Origin of the sequence: Metapseudomonas resinovorans DSM 21078, from assembly GCF_000423545.1 — a bacterium.
In the GTDB taxonomy this organism is placed as follows: domain Bacteria; phylum Pseudomonadota; class Gammaproteobacteria; order Pseudomonadales; family Pseudomonadaceae; genus Metapseudomonas; species Metapseudomonas resinovorans.
Window position 1 is genome coordinate 59695 of sequence record NZ_AUIE01000008.1, and the last position, 21790, is coordinate 81484.

The window sequence follows — 21790 nt, forward strand, 5'->3', positions numbered from 1 at the left end:
ATCAGGGCTCGACTTTCTGTCGGGCACGCTTCCTGAACTGCCCGGGGCTCTCGCCGGTCCAGCTACGAAAGGCCCGATGGAACGCGCTGGGCTCCTGGAACCCGCTCATGATGGCGATTTCGCTGATGCTGAAGCGGTCGCCCTTGAGCAGCTCGAAGGCCACCGAGCGGCGCACCTCGTGCTTGATCTCCTGATAGCTGAATCCCTCACGCTCCAGTTGGCGGCGGAAGCTGGTGGCATTCATTCCCAGTTCCTCGGCCAGGGCGACCAGGGTCGGCGGGATGAAATCCTCCTGCTGCCGCAGGCGCCGGAACACCCGCGCAGCCAGGCTCTCGTCGTTGCGTATGCGCACCACCAGCCATTGCGGCGAGGTGCGCAGGAAGTGCTTCAGCGCGGGCAGGTCCTGCACCACGGGAAGCGCCAGGTAGCCGGCATCGAACACCACTTCGGTGCGATCGGCGTCGAACTCCAGCAACGGCCCCCACAGCAGCGGATCGGAACCGTGGGAAGGACGCGGATGGCCGAATCGGGTCCGGTCCAGGGGAATGCGCCGGCCAACGAGCCAGCAAAGCACCCCCAGAACGATATTGAGGAAGATCTCTTCCGCGCTGCCCCTGATGGCCTGATTGGCCATCGATGTCTGCAGGCTGATCACTGCCTGGCCGTTGCGCACCTCAAGGCTGGCGCGGATGTCATGAATGAACAGCCCGAGGTACCTCAGGTATTGCGACAGCGCCTTGCCCAGGGTCGGCTCCTGGATGAGGCCCCGACAGATCAGGGCGAAGCTGCCGCGCGGCAAGCCATGGGAATCGAACCCGAAGAACTCGTCGTTCAACTCCCGGACCATGGCCAGCCAGAAACTGTGGACGGCCGTGGCAGGCAGGCGGGCGTCCGGCAGCTCCAGCGATTGGGCGTCGATGCCCGCCTCTTCGAGTATCGCCCGCTTGCGCTCAGGCGCGTCCTCCAGCTTGTGCAGTGCTGCCTGGACGAGATACGCCGCCACCGAATCCTGTTCCCGCATGCTGCCTCTCAATGCTCCGCATAGTTCCGGCGGAAAGTCCGCCCATGATAGTTGAGCCTGACGTCCGCCAGACAGCACGCCTGTGGCAAAAACTACCACGCCGAGCTGCGCAGTTTGGGCATAGGCCAGCGCCCTCCCCGCGCCTAGACTCGAAACCCTGATTGGAAGGTGGGCATCAGCGCCCATGCAGGAGGTAAGGTGGGTTTCACACAGTCCGCGAGTCACGATGCCATGCCGGATGTCCGTCGCGACAACTCGTCAGCGTCGCGTTTCGAGCGAAATCGTGAAAAAGCCCTGGAGCTCTTCGCCTGCAAGGGTTTTGGCCAGGTCAGCCTGCGTGAACTGGCAACCCACCTCGGGCTCGCCGCCGGCTCCCTGTATCACCACTGCAGCAGCAAGGAAGAACTCCTGTTCGAGTTCATCGAGGAGTACTACGAAGGGCTGCTCGCGGTTTCGTCCCGGTCGAACCCGCGCAAGCCTTGCATCGAGCGGCTGCATGAACTGGTCACCGCACTGATCGAACTGCACAGGGCCCGTCCGCTGCACTTTCGCCTCGCCATGCAGGAGCGGCATTGCCTGACGCCTGCCCACCAGCTGCGCATCGACGAGCTGGAACTGCGCTGCCAGGAATACTGGCTGCGCGACGTCGGCCTGGCCGCCGAGCCGTCCTCGGCTCGGCGCAAGGCGGCCGGCGATGCGCTCTCGGGTATCTTCCAGCAAATACCCAACTGGCTGGAGCACTCCGGACTTCCCGATGCCGAGCGCTCAGCATTCCTGGAAAGCCTGATCCTCGGCGCCGTGTCCCAGTTGATCAGTTTCCTCAAATCCTCTTCACCCGTGCCAAAGCAAGGTAACTCCCATGCCCCAGTATTGCGCTCCGCTTCGTGATCTGCGCTTCGTCCTGCACGAAGTCTTCGATGCCCCGTCCATCTGGGCTCGCCTGCCCGCCCTGGCCGAGCGGGTCGACGCCGATACCGCCGACGCCATCCTGGAAGAAGCCGCCAAGGTCACCGGGCAGCTCATCGCCCCGCTAAACCGCAGCGGCGACGAGGAAGGCGCGCAATGGCAGGACGGCGTGGTCACCACCCCGGCCGGCTTCAAACAGGCCTACGCCACCTACATCGAAGGTGGCTGGGTAGGCCTCTCCGGCAACCCGGACTATGCCGGCATGGGCATGCCCAAGATGCTCGCCGTGCAGTTCGAAGAGATGCTCTACGCCGCCAATGCCAGCTTCGCCCTGTACTCCGCCCTCTCCTCGGGCGCCTGCCTGGCCATCGACGCCCACGCCAGCGAAGAGCTGAAATCCACCTACCTGCCACCCCTGTACGAGGGCCGCTGGGCCGGTTCCATGTGCCTGACCGAGCCCCACGCCGGCACCGACCTGGGGATCATCCGTACCAAGGCCGAACCCCAGGCCGATGGCAGCTACAGCATTTCCGGCACCAAGATCTTCATCACCGGCGGCGAGCAGGACCTGACCGAGAACATCATCCACCTGGTGCTGGCGAAACTGCCGGACGCCCCGGCCGGGCCCAAGGGTATCTCCCTGTTCCTGGTGCCCAAGGTCATGGTCAATGCCGACGGTTCCCTCGGCGCGCAGAACGCGGTTTCCTGCGGCTCCATCGAACACAAGATGGGCATCAAGGCCTCGGCCACCTGCGTGATGAACTTCGACGGCGCCACCGGCTACCTGATTGGCGAGGCCAATAAAGGTCTGGCGGCCATGTTCACGATGATGAACTACGAGCGCCTGTCCATCGGTATCCAGGGCATCGGTTGCGCCGACGCCTCCTACCAGAACGCCGTCGCCTACGCCCGCGAGCGCATCCAGAGCCGCGCACCTACTGGCGCAGTGGCCAAGGACAAGGCGGCTGACCCGATCATCGTGCACCCCGACGTGCGCCGCATGCTGCTGACCATGAAAGCCATGACCGAGGGTGGTCGCGCCTTCGCCTGCTACGTCGGCCAGCAACTGGACCTGGCCAAGTACGCCGACGACGCGGACGAACGCCAGCGCGCCGAAGCCCTGGTGGCATTGCTTACGCCCGTCGCCAAGGCCTTCTTCACCGACACCGGACTGGACAGCTGCGTGCTCGGCCAGCAGGTCTTCGGTGGCCATGGCTACATCCGCGAATGGGGCCAGGAGCAACTGGTGCGCGACGTGCGCATCGCGCAGATCTACGAAGGCACCAACGGCATCCAGGCCCTGGACCTGCTGGGCCGCAAGGTCGTCGCCAATGGCGGCGCCGCGGTGCGCCTGTTCTGTGCCGAGGTGCGCAGCTTTGCCGGCCAGCCCGGCGCGCCCTATTCCGGCGAACTGCTGGAAGCCCTGCAGCGCCTGGAGGGCACCAGTGAGTGGCTGCTCGACCAGGCCGCCCGCAACCCCAATGAAGTCGGCGCTGCCTCGGTCGAATACCTGCAGCTTTTCGGCCATGTGGCCTACGCCTGGCTCTGGGCGCGGATGGCCCAGGTAGCCCAGGCGCGCCGCGAGGAAGACGAAGGCTTCTACGCCGCCAAACTGGCCACCGCCGAGTTCTACTTCCGCCGCCTGCTGCCACGCACCCTGGGCCTGGAAGCCAGCATTCGCGGCGGCAGCGAGCCACTCTTCGGCCTCACCGCCGAGCAGTTCTGACCCTTTAGCGTGTCGCGCGGCCCAGCCGTACTCGGGCCGCGCCTTTTTAATTTCGTCGTTCCGGCGCCTTTCTCAGGAGATTCAAGCATGCAAGACGTCGTTATCGTCGCCGCTACCCGCACCGCCATCGGCAGCTTCCAGGGTGCCCTGGCGAACATTCCCGCCCATGAACTGGGCGCTGCCGTGATCCGCCAGCTGCTGACCCAGACGGGCCTCAAGGGCGATCAGGTGGATGAAGTGATCCTCGGCCAGGTCCTCACCGCAGGCAGCGGCCAGAACCCGGCGCGCCAGGCCGCCATCCTCGCCGGCCTGCCCCATGAAGTGCCGGCCATGACCCTGAACAAGCTGTGCGGCTCCGGCCTCAAGGCCCTGCACCTGGGGGTGCAGGCCATCCGCTGCGGCGACGCCGAGGTGATCATCGCCGGTGGCCAGGAGAACATGAGCCTGGCGCCCTACATCCTCCCGGCAGCCCGCACCGGCATGCGCATGGGCCATGCCAAGGCGCTGGACACCATGATCCACGACGGCCTGACCGACGCCTTCAACGTTTACCACATGGGCGTGACTGCCGAGAACCTGGTGGAAAAATACGGCCTCACCCGCGACCAGCAGGACGCCTTTGCCGCCGCCTCCCAGCAAAAGGCTGTCGCCGCCATCGAAGCCGGGCGCTTCACCGACGAGATCACCCCGATCCTGATCCCGCAGCGCAAGGGCGACCCCATCGCCTTCGCCACCGATGAAGGCCCGCGCGCCGGTACCACTGCCGAGTCCCTCGCCAAGCTCAAGCCGGCCTTCAAGAAAGACGGCAGCGTCACCGCGGGCAATGCCTCCACCATCAACGACGGCGCTGCCGCCGTGGTCCTGATGAGCGCGGCCAAGGCCCAAGCCCTGGGCCTGCCGGTGCTGGCACGCATCACGGGCTACGCCAATGCCGGCGTCGACCCGGCGATCATGGGCATCGGCCCGGTTTCTGCCACCCGCCGCTGCCTGGAAAAGGCCGGCTGGAGCCTCGAAGACCTCGACCTGATCGAAGCCAACGAAGCCTTCGCCGCCCAGGCCCTGTCGGTCAGCCAGGAACTGGGCTGGGACATGGCCAAGGTCAACGTCAACGGCGGCGCCATCGCCCTGGGCCACCCCATCGGCGCTTCCGGCTGCCGCGTACTGGTGAGCCTGCTGCACGAAATGATCAAGCGCGATGCGAAGAAGGGCCTGGCGACCCTGTGCATCGGCGGCGGCATGGGTGTGGCGCTGGCTGTCGAGCGCTAAGGCACCCGGTAAGGGGCAGCGCTTTGCTGGCCCTCGGCGTCGATATCCAGAAGCGATGACTCCTTCATCCACGTTCGTAGAACGTGGACTTACTTTTGGCTCCTTATAAGGGGACGTCTCGGGGGCGGCTGGCCAATCGTAGCTCAGGTGAAATCCAAGAGCGGCGGAGTTGGACTTTCCCTGGTGCTCATCCGGGCTACTGACGTGTAGGAGCGAGCTTGCTCGCGAAACGGTCGCGGTAGGGATGGCAGTTACCCGCCACCCCCCGCACAGATCCGTACGTGCGGAACTACCGCATACGGCTCCTGCCTTGGGTATGTGACGCGAAGCGATCATCAGGGTACGGGTGTGCATTCTTTGGGCTGGGTATGTAGTGATCTGTGCGCAGCCCGAAACGAGACCATTACAGCCGATTTCGCTGGCTGCGTCGTCCGAGAGCCTGGCGCCAGTACCGGCAGATAGCCTTCCTGAATCCACTAGGTTTTGTACGAAAAGTCGTCGAGCGAAGGTCAGGCAAAGCGAAATCGGCCGAAGAAGCGCAGTTTACGTGCTGTAAATGAGCATTCTGAGGTCGATTTCAACGCAGCATCACGGTGCAGCATGCATGACTCGGGGTCGGGTTGATTCGCCATTTCTTACCAGTATCGAACTTTCATCGACTATCCTCCGCCAGCTTTAACTGGCGCACTAAGCGTCCAACCAAGTCACCTTCCGAACTCCAGCATTAAGGGCGATGGTGTCCGCGTACTTTTAAGCGGACGCGATAGCCCTTATCGCCGGGACGGGCAGCAAGGTGGCCGGCTCTGATCCCGTCAGCCTCGACGAGTTGACCACGCGCATCGAATCGGCCATCAAACCGGTGCCGGGCGTCTCGTCGGCATTGGGCCGAGCGATTGACCGGTGGGCGCTACGTCCGCGCGCACCGTTCTGGCGAGGCTGACTGCGTTACGGCAGCGTGAGCGATATGAGTGCCGACTCGAAGTTTCCGCTGTAGGTCGTGCTGCCGGCCGGTACGGACGCCCCGTGTGGCGGAATCGAAACCGTGCCTGCCGGATCCACGAGCGCTCCCGCAGGGGTCGCGACGGTGAATTTCGGCGCGGACAGTTTCAGCGACGCCGCCAGCAGCGAATACGGCGGGCCCTGGCTCGTCGTCGCCGCAAGCCGCACCGTGTTGTCGGCCGCAGCCGCGACCCCACCGCCGGTCTCGAAGCCGGTGCCACCCCAGGTTGCTGCATCCGTCACCTTCTTGCCCGTCGATTCCAGGCGCGCGACGAATGCATCCTGGAAGCCGACGCCCAACACCGTCGTCGTGCCGGCGAGAAGAACCGAGCCGTCGGGCGCCACCGCGATGCCTTCACCGGTGTCGCCGCCCTTGGTGCAGCATTCCTTGCCGAACAACAAGCTGCCATCGGACCCGATCTTCAGGACCAACGCGGCGATGCCGACGATGCCGCCCTTCGCCGCCTGGATGGCGCCAGCGGTGTATATGGACCCATCCGCGGCGGCGGCCATTCCGCCGCGCGCATCCACGACCTCGCCTGCCCCGTACGTCCGTGCCCAGACCAGGTCGCCAGCTGGCGTCAGCTTCAGCACCATGACATCGAACTGGGAGAGATCGTTTCCCCGCAGTTTCGAACTGGCCGCGTAGATGCTGCCGTCTGGCGAGACAGCCATCGCCTCGAAGCCAGCGGCATTGTCCCAGAGCCGTTGCCAGACAAGAGTGCCCGTCGGATCGAACTTCAGGACGAACACCCCGGCGGAGCTCGGGCCGAAGCTGGTTGTCCGGCCCGCGACGTAGACGGAGCCGTCGCTGTGCGTCGCCACCGCGCCGGCACTATCGGACTGGGTACCGCCCCAGGCCCGCACCCAGAGCAGGTTGCCGTTCGGATCGAATTTCAGCAGCACGGCGTCTCCGCCACCGTCTGCGGTGATGCCGGCCACATAAACTGATCCGTCGGCAGCGACCGCCACTGACGCATCCGTCACCCCGACGATGGTCGGGCCGTTCCAGATCCGCTGCCAGACAACCGCTCCATTCGAGAGCTTGACGATGAACATTCGCGTCGCGGGCTGGCCGAACTGGTCGAAGGCAAAGCTATCCGTCGAGCCGACGAGGTACGCGCTGCCGTCGGCGGCCGTGGCGACAGCAGTTGCGACTTCGGCTCCAGTCCCACCCCATGTTGTCTCGGTGAGCAAGACCTGCCCGTGTGCCGGCCTTTCTGCAAGTACCAGCAGGACCAAAACCAAGCTTGCAAACAGCGCCTTCCCGACCGCGATTCCATTCCGTCGTGCTGGCGAGGGACGAACGCAGATATGCGTCATGGCGTTTCTCCTGTCAGGAGCGAAAAGGACCTGGACGGCGCTGATGGGATATAGCCGAACCGCTCGAAGCGTGTCGTCGGCCACCAGCTGCACGCCACGACAGCGCAGTACGAGCAGCACGAAGGTTTCCAGGTTGCCAACTCTCAATTATAAAACAGCGCGCAAAACCTTCCAGAAATCCGGGGTAATAAGCGTCCAATAGTTTCCCACCTGGGTGTGCAACCATCCCGTCTTTTGGCCGGAGAATCTGGGGGGGGTATCGATGGGCATAGTTGGCGAAATCCGGCGGCCACGTCAGTGCATTGACCCGCAACCCATCAATTGCCTGCCGAAACGCCCCGATCGATGGCCATATCCGCTCCGGTGATCGAGCGTGCCGCGGGCTGGCAGAGGAAATACGTCAGCTCAGCGACCTCCTGGGGCTGGATGAAACAGGCTCGATCACCCTGCGGATACTTCGCCAGCAACTCGCGGTAGTACCCCTCGGGATCGCCCTGGCCGTAGTGCTCGGCCTGGAACTTCAGCATCGGCGTTTCGATATCGCCCGGCGACACTGCATTACAGCGCACACCGAATGGCGCCAGGTCCAGTGCCAGGGTCTTGGTCAGCAAGGTCACCCCGCCCTTGCTGGCGCAGTAGGCTGCCGCGTTGCGGTTGCCCTGGCGGCCGGCGTCGCTGGAGATGTTGACGATGGAACCTTGGCTTTCCTTGAGTGACGGGATGGCCGCCGCGCACATGAAGAAGGTGGCCTTCAGGTTCACGTCGAGGACCAGATCGAAATCCTCCTCGCTGAAACGATCCACTGGCCCTTCGCGCCAGACACCGGCCGCGTTGACCAGGGCATCCAGCCGACCGAAGGCCGACAGCGTTGCGGCAACGGCGTCCGTACAGGTCGACGGTCGGCGGATATCGCCGGCGAAGGTGCCGCAGGCAGGGAACTGTGCCTGCAATCGGGCCAGGCCCTGTGCATCCAGGTCGGTGGCGAAAACCTGCCAGCCGCCTTCGATGAATCGCTGTACCAGTGCCCGGCCGACTCCGCCAGCGGCGCCCGTGATCAGTACGACTTGAGTGCTCATGCTGGTTTTTCTCCCGCTCACGGCGCCTTGTTTTCGATCAGGCAGTTGCCACCATCCACCACCAGCAGCTCTCCGGTGATGTAGCTGGCTTCCGGTGATGCGAGAAAGGCCACCGCCGCCGCCACTTCATCCGGGCGCCCCGCCCTGCCGATGGGCACATAGCTCGCGGCGTGCGTTTCTGCTTCCGTGCTGGAGCCAGTGCCGATCCAGCCCGGTGCCACGCTGTTGACCGTGATGCCCTGGCGGGCCACTTCCAGCGCCAGGCCCATGTTCAGGCCCACCATCCCGGCCTTGGCCGCGCTGTAGGCCGCTTCGCCGGGATTGCTGCCACGGGTGCCGGTGGTCGAACTGATGTTCACGATGCGTCCGTAACCCCGCGCCTGCATGCCCGGCAGCACGGCGCGGGTCAGCAGGAACGCCGTGGTCAGGTTGCGGGTGATAGAGAGGTTCCAGGTGTCGAGGTCCATGCTGGCGACCTCGGCGAAGGGTTCGGGGCTGCCCTGCATGGCCATGCCGGCGTTGTTCACCAGGATGTCGACGCGCCCCCAGAGGGACTCGGCCCAGGTCGCGAGGTCGCGCACCTGCTGCTCGTCGGTCAGGTCGGCCGCCCTCCCCTCGGCCTCGAAGCCCTCCGCGCGCAGTTCCGCCACCCGCTGGGCGATTCGGGCGCTGCTCGCGGTGACGATCAATTTCGCCCCGGCGGCCCCAAGCCGGCGGGCTATCGCCATGCCGATGCCCAGTTCGCTGCCCGCGCCGCTGACCAGCGCCACCTGCCCCTGCCAACCTGTGTTGTTCATTTCACGCTCCTGACCGTTGATGTCGATGGAGTAGAAATTAGGTGTTCAGACCTGATAGAAAAAGACAACAGTTATCAGGAAAACTGACAACCACCATGGCTTTCACCAGCGAATCGCTCAAAGTATTCCTCGCCGTCCTCGAAGCAGGCTCTTTCTCCGCCGCGGCCCGCAAGCTTGGCCGCGTGCCCTCCGCCGTCAGCATGGCGGTATCCCAGCTGGAGGCCGAACTGGATCTGGAACTGTTCGACCGTTCCACCCGCAAGGCCCTTCCCACAGCGGCCGCTCGCGCGCTCGAGCCCCAGGCCCGGCAGGTGGCCAGCCAGTTGAACCTGCTGGATGCCCACGCGCTGCAATTGCATCAAGGTCTGGAAACGCGCCTGGTAGTGGCCATGGCACCGGAACTGCAAACCGGAGCCTGGAGCCGCCCCCTGACAGCCCTGTCCCGTGAGTTTCCGACGCTGCAGATCGAGGTGCGCTCCGCCTCGCAATCGGAGGCCGTGCGCATGCTGCATGAGGGCAGCGTGCAACTGGCGCTGGTCTTCGAGCGTCCGGGGATCGATGAACGCGAGGCCTTTCTCGAAGCCGGCAGCCAGTTACTGGTCGCGGTTGCCGCTCCCGGGTATCCAACCGCCACTGAGGGCATGCCGCTGGGCGAAGCGGAGATGGCCACTATCCGCCAGATCATCGTCGCCTCCGGCGAGCCCACGGCCTCCGACCCGCAGATCGTGCTGTCGCACCGGGTCTGGCTCACCGACAGTTACCTGGCCACCCTCGACCTGGTGCAGGCGGGCCTGGGCTGGGCCTACCTGCCACAGCCCCTGATCCAGCCGCTGGTTGCCTCCGGTGCACTGGCCGAAGTCCGCTTCGACAACATGGCCAGCCAGATGCGCCTGTGGGTCGACATCGTCTGGATCAAGAACCGCCCCTTGGGCCTAGGCGCCACGCGCTACCTGGAACTGATGCGCGAGCAACTCAAGCGCGAGCCCGGAAGGGCCTAGCGACGACGCAAGCACCCTGCTATTTCGAGGCCGCGCTTTCACCGCTCGACGCGACCCCGGCAACGGCCTGCTCGGCCGGCGCGGCGGAGAACGTCAGGCAGGCATCGGCCACCGGCCCCTTGCGCAGCAGCTTCACGTCCTTGAAGTAGTCCATGGACATCACCCAGGGCATGCCCGGCCCCTGCCGTGGCAGGTTGGCCAGCACGCGCTGCACATAGCCGGCGCCAAAATCCAGTAGCGGCCGGGTCGGCATGCCCGCTGGCGCCTTGGGTTCGCACACGGTATGGCCGTGGTCATCCATGTAACCCAGCAGACGGCAGAAGTGCTCGCACAGGAGGCTCACCTTGAGCGTCCAGGAGGCGTTGGTGTAGCCCACCGCGAAAGCGAAGTTGGGGATGCCGGACAGCATCATGCCCTTGTAGGCCACCGTCTCGTTCCAGGCGATTGGCTGGCCATCGCGGGACAGCTGCACACCACCGAACACCTGCACGTTGAGCCCGGTGGCGGTGATCACGATGTCCGCCTCCAGCACCACGCCGGACTTCAGGCGCACGCCCTGCTCGGTGAAGCGGTCGATCTGGTCGGTGACGATGGACGCCTTGCCGCTGCCCAGCGCCCGGAACAGGTCGCTGTCCGGCACCACGCACAGACGCTGGTCCCAGGGGTTGTAGGGTGGGTTGAAATGCACGTCTACCGGATAGTCCTTGGGCAGCGCGCGCGCGTTGACGAAGCGAATGATGCGCCGTGCCGCGTTGGGAAAGCGCTGGCAGAACCGCCACAAGGCCAGCGCGACCCTGGCGTTCTTGTAGCGCACGATGGAATAGGCGGTCTGCTCCGGCAGCAGCTTGCGCAGCAGCAGCGCAATCGGGTCCTTCGCCGGCAGCGGGATCACATAGCTCGGGGTGCGCTGCAGCATGGTCACGTGGGCGGCCTTGTCGGCCATGGCCGGTACCAGGGTCACGGCTGTGGCGCCACTGCCGATCACCAGCACCCGTTTGCCGGCGTAATCCAGGCTTTCCGGCCACCGCTGCGGATGAATCACCTGCCCCTGGAAGCGCTCGATACCGTCGAAGGCCGGGGAGAACCCCTGGTCATAGCGGTAGTAGCCGCCAGCCGAGAACAGCCAGCGGCAGCGCTGGATGCTGCGCTGACCGGTGGCGGCGTCTTCCACCTGCACTTCCCACCACCCGCATTCGCTGCGCCAGTCCGCCGCAATCACGCGCTGGCCGTAACGGATATGCCGGTCGATCTGGTGCTCGGTCACGGTTTCGCGCAGGTAACTCATGATCGCGCTGGCGTCGGCTATCGCCTTCTCGTCCTTCCAGGGCTTGAACTCGAAGCCGAAGGTGTAGAGGTCGGAGTCGGAGCGGATGCCCGGATAGCGGAACAGGTCCCAGGTGCCACCCAGGTCGTTGCGGGCCTCGAGCACCTGGAAGCGCTTGGACGGCTGGTACCGCTTCAGGTAACAGGCGGCGCCGATGCCGGACAGACCGGCACCGACGATCAACACGTCGAGGATGTCCTGCGAGGGGGTCGATTGCGCGGTCACGGCGATTCCTTGTGCTTGTTGTCAGGACCATGCGTGGCAAAGCCATGCTAGAGGCTAGAGCTGGACTATGGTTCCAACAAGCTCCGCTTCGCACTATCCAAAAGCATGGAATCGCGGTGATGGTCGCCCTCCTGGTATTGCGGTATCCGGTCAGGCGACGATGTCAGGCGCGTCGAAATCCAGTGCCACCAACCAATCGCTCATCATTATTGCGTCGAACATTCGCTCCGCCGACGCGGTGCATGCCCCCGCCACCAGTTGCAGTTGCCAGCAGCGCCCGTCTGGCGAACGGGCTTTCAGGGTCCAGCAATCCTGCGATAACCAGCGTGCGAGCAGCTGTTCGATTGATGCTGCGGCCAGCGGTCGGGTGGTGATCATCACCGTCAGGCCCATGGCAACCTCCGGAAGAAAAAGGAGAATCTGATGCCGCGCCGTCGGGAGACGGCGCGGCACAGGCAGTTGGATCGGACTTGCGGGTATCAGGCCACAACCGGGATCAGCGGGTCGGCGGCGGCCAGTGCGGTGGCGCGATCAGCCGCCGGCGGATAGATCCACACGCTGTTGATCTGCTGCTTGAGGGACTTGCCTTCGGCCTTCTCTAACTTGATCTGGCGGTCCCAGCCTTCGGTGAACACCGCACCCCAGGCGCCCAGGTCCAGGCAGGTGACGTACTTGGGCTGGCTGTAGGGGATCGGCGCCACCCCCAGCAGGCTTGCTGCCGCGTTGTTGCCTGCCGAGCGGCCCAGGGCGATGGCGTGCTGGCAGGACATGAGTGCGTAGTTGCCCTGGTCATCGCAAGCGGCCCGGGCCACGTCACCGGTGGCGAACAGACCGTCCTGCCCTGGCACCTGCAGGTTCGCGTCGACGTGCAGACGGCCCTGGCCATCGCGCTCGGCGGCAACCTGCTCGGTCAGCGAGCTGGCGCGTACGCCCACGGTCCACACCACGGTAGCCGCCTCGATGCGCTCACCACTGGCCAGCGTTACGCCACCGGCGTCCACCGACGCCACTGCGCTGTTCAGACGCCACTCCACACCGAGTTGCTCGGAGGCTTCGATGATCGCGCCACGAGGGCCATCACCCAGCGCAGCACCGATCTCGCTGCCACGGTCGACGACGATCACTCGTACATCGGCGTTCTCACCCAGTGCAGCACGCAGGCGGGCTGGCATTTCGGCTGCAGTCTCGATCCCCGTGAAGCCACCACCGGCCACGACCACGGTATTGCGACTGACCGAAGCCGGACGCTCCGCCAGGGACTGGATGTGTTGCTCCAGACGCACGGCTTCTTCGAGCTGGTCGACGTCGAAAGCGTGTTCGACACCGGCCAGCGCCGGGCGTACCACCTGGCTGCCGGTAGCCAGGACCAGACGGTCATAGTCCAGCTCAGCGAACTGACCAGCAGTGGTGCGATAACCGACGCGCTTGCCCTCGGTGTCGATGCGCTCGGCAAAGCCCTGGACGAAGGTCACACCCACCGCGTCGAACAGCTCGCCCAGCGGCGCCACCATCTTGTGTACCTCAGGCTCGTAGAAGCGCGGACGGACGCGCAGTTCGGCCTGGGGCGCGAGCACTACCACTTCGACGTCATCGCGGCCGTGCTGGTCCAGCAGGCGAGTTGCGCTCAGAGCGCTCCACATACCGCCGAAGCCGGCGCCGACGATCAGAATGCGTTGTTTCATGTGTATCTCCAGAAGGCGAAAAGTGAGGTTTCTCCGGGCAGATGCGCCCGACATCTTCATGCCGGGCTGTGAGGTCATCGCCCCGAACCACACCGGCTAACTGCGACTCTATTTGTCGCAGTTAATTTCGGCAAGCGTTTTTTCTTGCTCGCTGCGCCGCTCGTCGCCATCATCACCTTCAAGTCGCAACAAATCTGGGTAATGCGCCCTGCATAGCTTAGTATTCGAGGCGTCGGCGTAATCCTGGAGCCTCTATGCAGGGCGCCAATCATTGCGGTACGTGCGAAAAACCGCCCCATTAAAGGCGATAAAACGAGTCGGAGTTAAAGATGGCGTTGTATAGCGCGGGCGTGGAGTACGGCATTCACTGCCTCCTCTACCTGGCAGACGAGAAAGGCAACGGCCGCGAAGCGAGCGTGCGTGCCCTTGCCGAACTTCAGGGCGTGCCCCCGGAATTGCTGGCCAAGGTATTCACCCGCCTGGCCAAGGCCGGCCTGGTGGCTGCTACCGAAGGCGTGCGCGGCGGCTTCCGCCTGGCGCGGCCGGCCGACGAGATCACCGTGCTGGACATCGTCCGCGCCATCGATGGCGACAAGCAGATTTTCGAGTGCCGTGGCGTGCGCGAGCGTTGCGCGATCTTCGGGAGTGGATGCCCGGCACCGAACTGGGCGGTTGCCGACCCCTGCTCCATCCACGCCGTGATGCTGCAGGCACAGAAGCGCATGGAAGAAGCCCTGGCCCAGCAGACCGTACTGGACCTGGTGCGCCGCGTCGCTCGCAAGGCCCCGCCCGAGTTCGGCGAGCAAGTACTGCGCTGGATGAACGAGCGCCACGACGGCAAGGTGGAAGTCGGCCCGCTCTGAGTCCGCCCGACGGCGGTGATCCCCGTGCGCAGGACCAGATCGTAGGATGGGTAGAGGAACGAAACCCATCGCTTGGGTACGGACACCGCTGCACTGGGCTTCAACCAACGTGGCCCGCCCTCTACGGGAGGCCTGCGGCCTCCTTGGCGAATGAATTCGCCCCCACAGGTCGGCGCCCATTTTTCATTGCGGGTGCGGGCATCCTTGCCCGCCGGCTGGCGCCGCTTCCGATCAGCAGGACTGGGGCATCTCGCCGCGGGCCAGGCGCTGGTTGATGTCGTCGATCACTGCCGGCAGGTCGGCGATGGTGTCGATCAGGTAGTGCGGACGGGAGCCTTCGAACAGTTGGCCAATGCGGGCGCGTTCCTGGTCCAGCTTGTCCGCTGGCAAGGCCTTGAATTGCTCATAGGTCAGGCCGAGGGCGTTGCCCGAACAGGTCAGGGCCACGGTCCACATGCCGGCGCTGCGGCCTTCGAGGATACCCGGCCAGGTGTCGTCGATCTTCACGCAGGCGGCGACGTCGTCGACGCCCAGGGCGATCACGTTGGCCAGGGCCTGGGCCGGGTGCGGGCGGCCGTTGGGCACTTCGTCGGTGGCGACCACATGGTCGGCGACGTAGCCGTTCTGGCGCGCCAGCTCCACCACCTTGCTCATGACCACGGCCGGGTAGCCGGAGCAGGAGCCGATCTTCAGGCCCTTCTCACGCAGGGTGGCGATGGCGTCGAGGGCACCGGGGATCAGTGCCGAGTGCAGGGCGATTTTCTCGATCTGCAGCGGCATGAAGCGCTCGTAGATAGCGGTGACGTCGTCGTCCGTGGGCAGGCGGCCGAAGGCGGCACGGTAGCGCTCGCCGATCGCCGGGATGTCGCAGAGGGTGCGGATGTGGTCCCACTTGCCCATGCCCATCGGGCCGCGGGCTTCTTCCAGGGAAACAGCGACGCCGAACTCGGCGAAGGCCTCGACGAAGATCTGGGTCGGCGCGAAGGAACCGAAGTCGACGACGGTACCGGCCCAGTCGAGGATCGCGGCTTTGAGTTGGGTGGGTTGCTGGTAGTGCATGGTCAGTCTCCGGGTAGTGAACGACAGGATCAGTCGGCGCTGGATCCAATGAAGTTGCGGCCACGGGCACCTCGCGCAGCGGTTTCGAGAATGCTCCGGGATTGCTCAGGCGAAAGGCCGTAATCGCCAAACTCGGTCTTCACGTCGAGACTGTGGAGAAACGCCCGCAGGCGCGCCTGAGCCTTGTGCAGATCAGGGCCGAACATCCCTTGCAGGGTGCGATCACGCGCTTCGTCGCGCCCCCACGCCAGTCCCAGCACCAATGGCAGGGTGAAGGAGCAGGCAATGCCATGGGGCAGCCCGTAGCGCAGGGTCATCTCGTAGGAAATGGAATGCGCCAGCGCCGTCTTGGTGTTGGAGAACGCCATGCCGGCCTTGAGCGCAGCCAGCGCCATGCGCGAGCGCAGTTCCTTGTTGCCGGGATCGAGGCGCAACTGTGGCAGGCAATCGAGAATGCCCTCGATGGCGGAGACAGCGTAGGTGTCGGAGATCGGATTGGCGTTGTGGTTCCAGATCGATTCCAGGGCGTGGGACAGCGCATCCAGGCCGGTGGAAACGGTGACGCCGGCCGGCACTGTCATCATCAGCTCCGGGTCGACGATGGCCACCTTGGGCCAAGTGCAGTCCAGGTGCAGGGAGTATTTCTTCTGGTTGGCGACATCCCAGAGGGTCGCCCAAGGCGTCACTTCGCTGCCGGTGCCGGCGGTGGTGGGCACCGCGATCAGCGCCTTGGCCCGAGCCGGCACAAAGGCCTGGCCCGTCGCGAGCAGGGTCAGCAGTTCATCGAAGCTGCCGGATGCGGTGCCGACAATCAGTGCCTTGGCGGTGTCGATGGCACTACCGCCGCCGACGGCGATCACGGTCTGGCAGTCACCCGCCTCGCGCCAGAATCGCTCGTAGGTGTCGCGCAACTGTGCGACGTCCGGGTTGGGCTGGACGTCTTCAACCACATGTACCAGGCGTTCGCCCAGCAGCACGTTCAGGCGATCCAGCAAGCCAAGTGCGCGGGCCTCGGGGAAGATCACCAGGGCGACCTTCTGGTTTTCGGTGAGGGACGCAAGCTGGCGAAGGCTGCCACAGCCGAAGCGTGTATCGACTGGATTGTGAAAACGGGCAGTCATGACGGCTCCTCTGTTCTTGTTGTCGGAAGGTGGGCACCTAGTCAGTGGCCATCGACAACGGCTCAAGTCGATTGTTTGCAGGTCTGCATCGGTACAACCGATACAGGCGCGCAGGCCGCGGCCCGCCGCGCCGGCGTCGAGCCGGGCAGCGGCCTGCGAGGATCAGATCAGTGGGAGGCGCCGCGCTGGATGGCGTTGCGCAGGCGGCTGGAAGCCGTGTCGGCGATGATCACCATCAGGGTGATGACGATGATGCAGGTGGCGGTTTCGGGGTACTTGAACAGCTTCAGGCTGCTGACCAGCTCAAAGCCCAGCCCGCCAGCGCCGACCATGCCGAGCACGGTGGCCGAACGCAGGTTGACCTCGAAGCGGTAGAGCACCACCGCGATCCAGGCGGTAATCACCTGCGGCAGCACACCGAAGACGATCACCTGCAAGGGCCTTGCGCCAGTCGCCTGAAGCGCTTCGATGGGCCCCTGGTCGATCTCCTCGATGCTCTCGGCGAAGAACTTGCCCAGCATGCCCACGCCGTGCAGCGCCAGGGCCAGCACGCCGGGGAACGGCCCCAGCCCCACCGCGGAAACGAACACCAGAGCGAGAATCAGCTCGTTGATGCTGCGGGTCAGGTTCAGGAACTGACGGGTAGCGCCGTAGAGCAGCCGGTTGCGAGTCAGGTTGCGGGCCGCCAGGAACGACAGCGGAACGGCCGCCAAGACGCCGAGCAGCGTGCCCCAGATGGCGATCTGCACGGTTTCCAGTGCGGGCGCGACGAGCCTGGGCAGGATGCTGAAGTCCGGCGGTACGGTGCGGCTGAGGAAGTCGCCGATCTGCGGCAGGCCTGCCGCCAGTTCGCCCAGGCTGAGCTGCGCGCCCTGGGCGCTCCAGTGCAGGATCAGCACCACAGCGAGCACCATGGCACCCGTGCCCAGCCAGCCGCGCTGGCCTTGCGGCAGGTCTACCGTCCAGATGAAATTGCGCGGTTGCATGGTCAGCCCTCCAGTCCCGTGGCGAAGTGCATCGGCACCCGACCGGCCGGACGCAAGTCCTCTGGCTCAGGCGCCTGGCCCGGGTAGATGCGTTGCAGGTCGGCGTCGGTCAGATCCCCACCCGCGCCGTCGAACACCATCCGGCCGTGGGCCAGACCGACGATGCGGTCGCCGAACTCGCGGGCGTAGTCCACCTGGTGCAGGTTGCAGACCACGGTGATACCCAGCTCGCGGGTGGCGTCGCGCAGGTACTGCAGCACCAGGCGCGCAGTCTTGGGATCGAGGCTGGCCACTGGCTCGTCGGCCAGGATCACCTTCGGCCGTTGCGCCAGGGCGCGGGCGATTCCCACCCGCTGCATCTGTCCGCCCGACAGCGAATCGGTCCGTTCATGGGCCTTGTGCGCCAGTTCCACGCGTTCCAGGCACGCCATGGCGAGGGCCACGTCTTCGCGGCGAAACAACTGCAGCACCGAGGTCAGGGTAGAGACCGCGCCAAGGCGACCGGTCAGTACGTTCTTCAGCACCGACAGGCGCGGCACCACATTGTGGTGCTGGAAGATCATCGCCACCTGACGACGCAGCTCGCGGGTGTCGCGGCAGGCCATCGCGTCGATGCCGGCCACTTCGAGACTGCCGGAATCGGCCTGCGCCAAGCGGTTCATGCAACGGAGCAAGGTCGACTTGCCGGCGCCCGACTGCCCGAGCACCACCACGAACTCGCCCGCCCCTATGTCGAGGTCGATGCCACGCAGCACGGCATTGCTGCCGTACTGCTTGGCCAGTTGGCGGACGCTGATCATTTCATGCTCCGCAGATCGAGATCGAGCACCTTGGCGGTGTCGCGGACCACGTCGTAGGCCGAGTCATTGGTGGGCTGGAAGCCGTCCAGCAGGCCCTGGTCGCCCCAGGGTACGTCCTTGATCGCCGCCAGGGCGCTGGCGACCTTCTGCTTCAGCGCCGGATCCATGTCCTTGCGCCAGACCATGGGCGACTCGGGAATCGGACGGGAGGTCCAGACCACCTGGAAGTCCTCCTGCTTCACCAGCCCCTTGGATACGGCATTGGCGAGAATGCGGTCGGCCACGGCGGCGGCGTCCACTTTGCGATTCTCCACCGCGAGGATGCTGGCGTCGTGGGAGCCAGAGAAAATCACCCGCGAGAACAGCTTGTCCGGCTGGTAACCGGCTTGCTCCAGGCCCGCTTTGGGGAACAGGTGGCCAGAAGCCGAGCTGGGATCGACGAAGGCGAAGGTATGGTCCTTGAGGTCGGATAGCTGGCGGATGCCGCTGTCCTTGCGCGCCAGGATCAGGCTCTTGTAAGCGCTCTGGCCGGTCTTCTTGGTCACTGCCACCGAGAAGGCTTCGACATCGGCGACCGTGGTCGCCAGCACGTAGGAGAACGGGCCGAGGTAGGCCACGTCCAGCTTGCCGGCGCGCAGTGCTTCGATGATGCCGTTGTAGTCAGTGGCGACGAAGGGCTCCACCGGCATGCCGAGCTGTTTCTCCAGGCTGTCGAGCACCTGTTTGCTGGTTTCGATCATGGCCTGGGAATCCTCGGAGGGAATCAGGCCAATGGTCAGTTTGTCAGCGGCTTGTGCCTGGCCAGCGGCGATCAGGGGAAGGATGGCGATACCGGCGACGCGGAGGAACTTGGCGAACGTGTGCATGGTATTCCCAGCGGTTGTGGTTGGAATGTGCACAGGCTAGGAACGTCACGTGACAGTCATACGATCAATTCAATATGGGTTCTGCCAACCAAGTATTGATGGAGTCTATGGATGTCCAGCGCCAAGTTGCGGGCCTTCCTGGCCGTCGCCCGGCACGGAAGCTTCAGCGCCGGAGCGCGTGCCCTGGGGCTCAGCCAGCCCACCCTCACGACCCAGGTGCAGAGCCTGGAGCGCCAGCACAATGTCGAGTTGTTCTATCGCCGCGGCCGTCGGATAGAGCTGTCCGAGGTGGGGCAGCAACTACTGCCCATCGCCCAGCGCCTGGCCGCCCTGGAGCTGGAGGCGCACAACCTGCTGCGGGACTCCGGAAGGCTCGACAGCGGCCAGCTCAAGCTGGGCGCCGTGGGGCCCTTCCATGTGATCGAGATGGTGGACAGCTACCGCCAGCGTCACCCTCGCATCGATGTCTCGATCCGCGTGGGCAACTCGGCCCAGGTGCTGGCGGACCTGGAGCAATACGTCACCGACATCGCCGTGCTGGCCGGCCTGCACGACGACCCGAGCCTGTGCGCCGTGCGCTACGCGCGCCACGCGATCATCCTCTTCGCCCGCAATGACCATCCCCTCGCCCGGCGCGGCACCATTGCCCTGGAAGAACTGGAAGGTCAGCGCCTCCTGCAACGCGAGCCCGGCTCGACCACCCGTTCGGCACTTGAAGGGGCACTTGGCGAAGCAGGCGTCACCCCGCGTATCGCCATGGAGATCGGCAGCCGCGAGGCCCTGCGGGAAGCCGTGATGCGCGGGATAGGCCTGGGGGCGGTATCCGAAGCGGAGTTCATCCCGGACCCGCGCATCCAGCCGATTCGCATCGACGGCAACCCGGTGCACACCGAAACCTACCTCTACTGCCTGGCGGAGCGGCGTGGCAGCCGGTTGATCTCGTCCTTCTTCGATGCGGCCCTGGAGTCTAGGGTGAATGTCCAAGCCTAGGGATGGGGCTTGGGATACCCCTCACCAGCGCTGCCCTGGATCAAAGACCGCCACGACGGCAAGGTGGAACTCGGCCCGCTCTGAGGCCATCCGACGGCAGTAATCCCTGTAGGGGCGATTTCAATGGCTATGTCTGCACTACGTGTTGTAGGCAGTTGCATTGCCCGTAGGAGCTGGCTTGCCAGCGAATGGCAGCGTTTCGCTGGCAAGCCAGCTCCTACAAGGCTCTTGGCCCGATGGTGAATTTCTCGCAACAGCTAACGCAGACATAGCCAATGAATTCGCCCCCACAAAAGAGGCGCCCCCGCGAGTTACAGGCGTTGCACCGCCGCCTTCAGCGCGCTGGCAAAGCGTTCGGCCACTTCGTCCACCTGCTGGGCGGTGATGATCAGCGGTGGCAGGAAGCGCACCACACAGCCGTGGCGGCCGCCGAGTTCGAGGATCAGGCCACGCTTGAGGCACTCGTTCTGGATGAACGAGGCCAGTTTGCCGAACGCCGGCGGGTGGCCGAGGTGGTCGGTGTTGCCGGCCGGGTCGACCACTTCCACGCCGAGCATCAGGCCGCGGCCACGAATGTCACCCAGCTGCGGGTAGTCGGACTGCAGGTTTTTCAGGTGGCCGCGCAGGCGCTGGCCCATGGCTTCGGCGTGGGCCGGGATGTTTTCCCGGTCGAGGTAGCGGATCACCGCCGAGCCTGCAGCCATGGCCATCTGGTTGCCACGGAAGGTGCCGGCGTGGGCGCCCGGTTGCCACTGATCCAGCCAGTCCTGATAGACCATCACCGACAAAGGCAGGCTGCCGCCGATGGCCTTGGACAGCACCACCACGTCGGGGACGATGCTGGCGTGTTCGAAGGCGAACATCTTGCCGGTGCGGGCGAAGCCGCTCTGGATTTCGTCGATGATCAGGGCGATGCCGAGGCGCGCGGTGAGTTCACGCAGGCCGCGCAGCCAGGCGTCCTGGGCCGGGATAACGCCGCCCTCCCCTTGTACCGCCTCGACGATGATCGCCGCTGGCGGCAGCACACCGCCTTCCGGGTCGGTCAGCAGGTTCTCGATGTAGCGCAGGTTGACCTCAACGCCCGCCGCGCCACCCAGGCCGAAGGGGCAGCGGTAGTCATAGGGGAACGGCAGGAACTGCACGTTGTTGTTGAGCAGCGCGCCGAGGGCCTTCTTCGGCCCCAGGTTGCCCATCAGGCTCAGGGCACCCTGGCTCATGCCGTGGTAGCCGCCCTGGAAGGCCAGTACGGTGCTGCGGCCGGTGGCGGTGCGTACCAGTTTCAGCGCGGCTTCCACGGCATCGGTACCGGTGGGGCCGCAGAACTGGATTTTCGCCTTCTGGGCGAAGTTCGTCGGCAGCACGGCAAACAGGTCCTGGACGAAGGCGTCCTTCACCGGGGTGGTGAGGTCCAGGGTGTGCAGCGGCAGTTCGTCCGCCAGCACCTTCTGGATGGCTTCCACCACCACCGGGTGGTTATGACCGAGGGCCAGGGTGCCGGCGCCGGCCAGGCAGTCGATGAAAGTACGGCCTTCGACGTCTTCGACATGGATGCCACGGGCACGCTTGAGGGCCAGGGGAATGCGTCGTGGGTAGCTGCGGGCGTTGGATTCCTGCTGCTTCTGGCGTTGCAGCAGCAGGTTTTCCTCGAAGCTGTAGAGGGCTTCGGTTTCGGTGATCAGTTGCTCTGCGGTGGCTTGCATTGTCGATACCCTTGACTCGTGTTGTTTCGATGCGCCGCCGAACTTGTGGTCCGGCGGCGATT

19 protein-coding genes are annotated in these 21790 nt (G+C 65.1%); 6 read left to right on the forward strand and 13 right to left on the reverse strand.

Features of this window, described 5'->3' with window-relative positions; genetic code table 11:
- Position 1 precedes the first annotated feature (1 nt).
- A complete protein-coding gene (locus G559_RS0108990) occupies positions 2-1021 on the reverse strand; it encodes an AraC family transcriptional regulator (RefSeq protein ID WP_028627904.1) in 1020 nt (339 codons plus the stop codon).
- A 198-nt stretch (positions 1022-1219) separates the two neighbouring features.
- Here G559_RS0108990 and G559_RS28735 point away from each other — a divergent pair, with 198 nt between their 5' ends.
- The 3 genes from G559_RS28735 (at position 1220) to G559_RS0109005 (ending at position 4919) form a co-directional block, all read left to right on the forward strand.
- Positions 1220-1909, forward strand: coding sequence for a TetR/AcrR family transcriptional regulator (locus G559_RS28735; RefSeq protein ID WP_051246515.1), 690 nt, complete (start codon positions 1220-1222; stop codon positions 1907-1909).
- Positions 1881-3653, forward strand: coding sequence for an acyl-CoA dehydrogenase C-terminal domain-containing protein (locus G559_RS0109000; RefSeq protein ID WP_028627905.1), 1773 nt, complete (start codon positions 1881-1883; stop codon positions 3651-3653). The genes G559_RS28735 and G559_RS0109000 overlap by 29 nt, the downstream gene beginning before the upstream one ends.
- A gap of 87 nt (positions 3654-3740) precedes the next feature.
- The gene (locus G559_RS0109005) at positions 3741-4919 is read left to right on the forward strand and encodes an acetyl-CoA C-acetyltransferase (RefSeq protein WP_028627906.1); all 1179 of its coding nucleotides are present in this window, start codon (positions 3741-3743) and stop codon (positions 4917-4919) included.
- 945 nt (positions 4920-5864) lie between these two features.
- Here G559_RS0109005 and G559_RS0109010 read toward each other — a convergent pair.
- The 3 genes from G559_RS0109010 to G559_RS28740 form a co-directional block, all read right to left on the reverse strand.
- Positions 5865-7241 carry an NHL repeat-containing protein gene (locus G559_RS0109010; protein ID WP_155945692.1) on the reverse strand — a complete coding sequence of 459 codons (1377 nt, stop codon included), beginning with the start codon at positions 7239-7241 and terminating at the stop codon, positions 5865-5867.
- A gap of 317 nt (positions 7242-7558) precedes the next feature.
- Positions 7559-8317: an SDR family NAD(P)-dependent oxidoreductase gene (locus G559_RS0109015; protein ID WP_028627908.1), complete on the reverse strand. Its 759-nt coding sequence runs from the start codon at positions 8315-8317 to the stop codon at positions 7559-7561.
- Between the two features lie 17 nt (positions 8318-8334).
- Positions 8335-9114 carry an SDR family NAD(P)-dependent oxidoreductase gene (locus G559_RS28740; protein WP_036997243.1) on the reverse strand — a complete coding sequence of 260 codons (780 nt, stop codon included), beginning with the start codon at positions 9112-9114 and terminating at the stop codon, positions 8335-8337.
- Positions 9115-9209: 95 nt separating this feature from the next.
- Here G559_RS28740 and G559_RS0109030 point away from each other — a divergent pair, with 95 nt between their 5' ends.
- Positions 9210-10112, forward strand: coding sequence for a LysR family transcriptional regulator (locus G559_RS0109030; RefSeq protein WP_028627909.1), 903 nt, complete (start codon positions 9210-9212; stop codon positions 10110-10112).
- Positions 10113-10131: 19 nt separating this feature from the next.
- Here the strand turns inward: G559_RS0109030 and G559_RS28745 are convergent, their stop codons facing one another.
- The 3 genes from G559_RS28745 to G559_RS0109045 form a co-directional block, all read right to left on the reverse strand.
- Complete coding sequence (locus G559_RS28745; protein WP_051246518.1) at positions 10132-11661, reverse strand: flavin-containing monooxygenase; 1530 nt, start codon at positions 11659-11661, stop codon at positions 10132-10134.
- Positions 11662-11811: 150 nt separating this feature from the next.
- On the reverse strand, positions 11812-12054 hold the full coding sequence (locus G559_RS0109040; protein ID WP_028627910.1) for a hypothetical protein: 243 nt from the start codon (positions 12052-12054) through the stop codon (positions 11812-11814).
- An 86-nt stretch (positions 12055-12140) separates the two neighbouring features.
- A complete protein-coding gene (locus tag G559_RS0109045; RefSeq protein ID WP_028627911.1) occupies positions 12141-13343 on the reverse strand; it encodes an NAD(P)/FAD-dependent oxidoreductase in 1203 nt (400 codons plus the stop codon).
- Between the two features lie 329 nt (positions 13344-13672).
- Between G559_RS0109045 and G559_RS0109050 the strand changes: the two genes are divergently transcribed.
- On the forward strand, positions 13673-14206 hold the full coding sequence (locus G559_RS0109050) for an RrF2 family transcriptional regulator (RefSeq protein ID WP_028627912.1): 534 nt from the start codon (positions 13673-13675) through the stop codon (positions 14204-14206).
- A 231-nt stretch (positions 14207-14437) separates the two neighbouring features.
- Here G559_RS0109050 and phnX read toward each other — a convergent pair whose 3' ends face one another.
- The 5 genes from phnX to phnD form a co-directional block, all read right to left on the reverse strand.
- Positions 14438-15265 (reverse strand): phosphonoacetaldehyde hydrolase, encoded by an 828-nt coding sequence (gene phnX / locus G559_RS0109055; protein ID WP_028627913.1) that lies wholly within the window; start codon positions 15263-15265, stop codon positions 14438-14440.
- A gap of 29 nt (positions 15266-15294) precedes the next feature.
- Positions 15295-16386, reverse strand: coding sequence for an iron-containing alcohol dehydrogenase PsrA (gene psrA / locus G559_RS0109060; protein ID WP_028627914.1), 1092 nt, complete (start codon positions 16384-16386; stop codon positions 15295-15297).
- Positions 16387-16553: 167 nt separating this feature from the next.
- Entirely contained in the window at positions 16554-17372 is an 819-nt protein-coding gene (gene phnE / locus G559_RS0109065; RefSeq protein WP_028627915.1) for a phosphonate ABC transporter, permease protein PhnE, read from the reverse strand.
- A gap of 2 nt (positions 17373-17374) precedes the next feature.
- On the reverse strand, positions 17375-18172 hold the full coding sequence (phnC, locus tag G559_RS0109070; protein WP_028627916.1) for a phosphonate ABC transporter ATP-binding protein: 798 nt from the start codon (positions 18170-18172) through the stop codon (positions 17375-17377).
- Entirely contained in the window at positions 18169-19038 is an 870-nt protein-coding gene (phnD, locus tag G559_RS0109075) for a phosphonate ABC transporter substrate-binding protein (protein ID WP_028627917.1), read from the reverse strand. The genes phnC and phnD overlap by 4 nt, the downstream gene beginning before the upstream one ends.
- A gap of 111 nt (positions 19039-19149) precedes the next feature.
- Between phnD and G559_RS0109080 the strand changes: the two genes are divergently transcribed.
- A complete protein-coding gene (locus tag G559_RS0109080) occupies positions 19150-20028 on the forward strand; it encodes a LysR substrate-binding domain-containing protein (RefSeq protein WP_028627918.1) in 879 nt (292 codons plus the stop codon).
- 311 nt (positions 20029-20339) lie between these two features.
- On the opposite strand, the gene G559_RS0109085 is transcribed toward G559_RS0109080, so the two are convergent.
- Entirely contained in the window at positions 20340-21728 is a 1389-nt protein-coding gene (locus G559_RS0109085; RefSeq protein WP_028627919.1) for an aspartate aminotransferase family protein, read from the reverse strand.
- Positions 21729-21790: the final 62 nt, after the last annotated feature.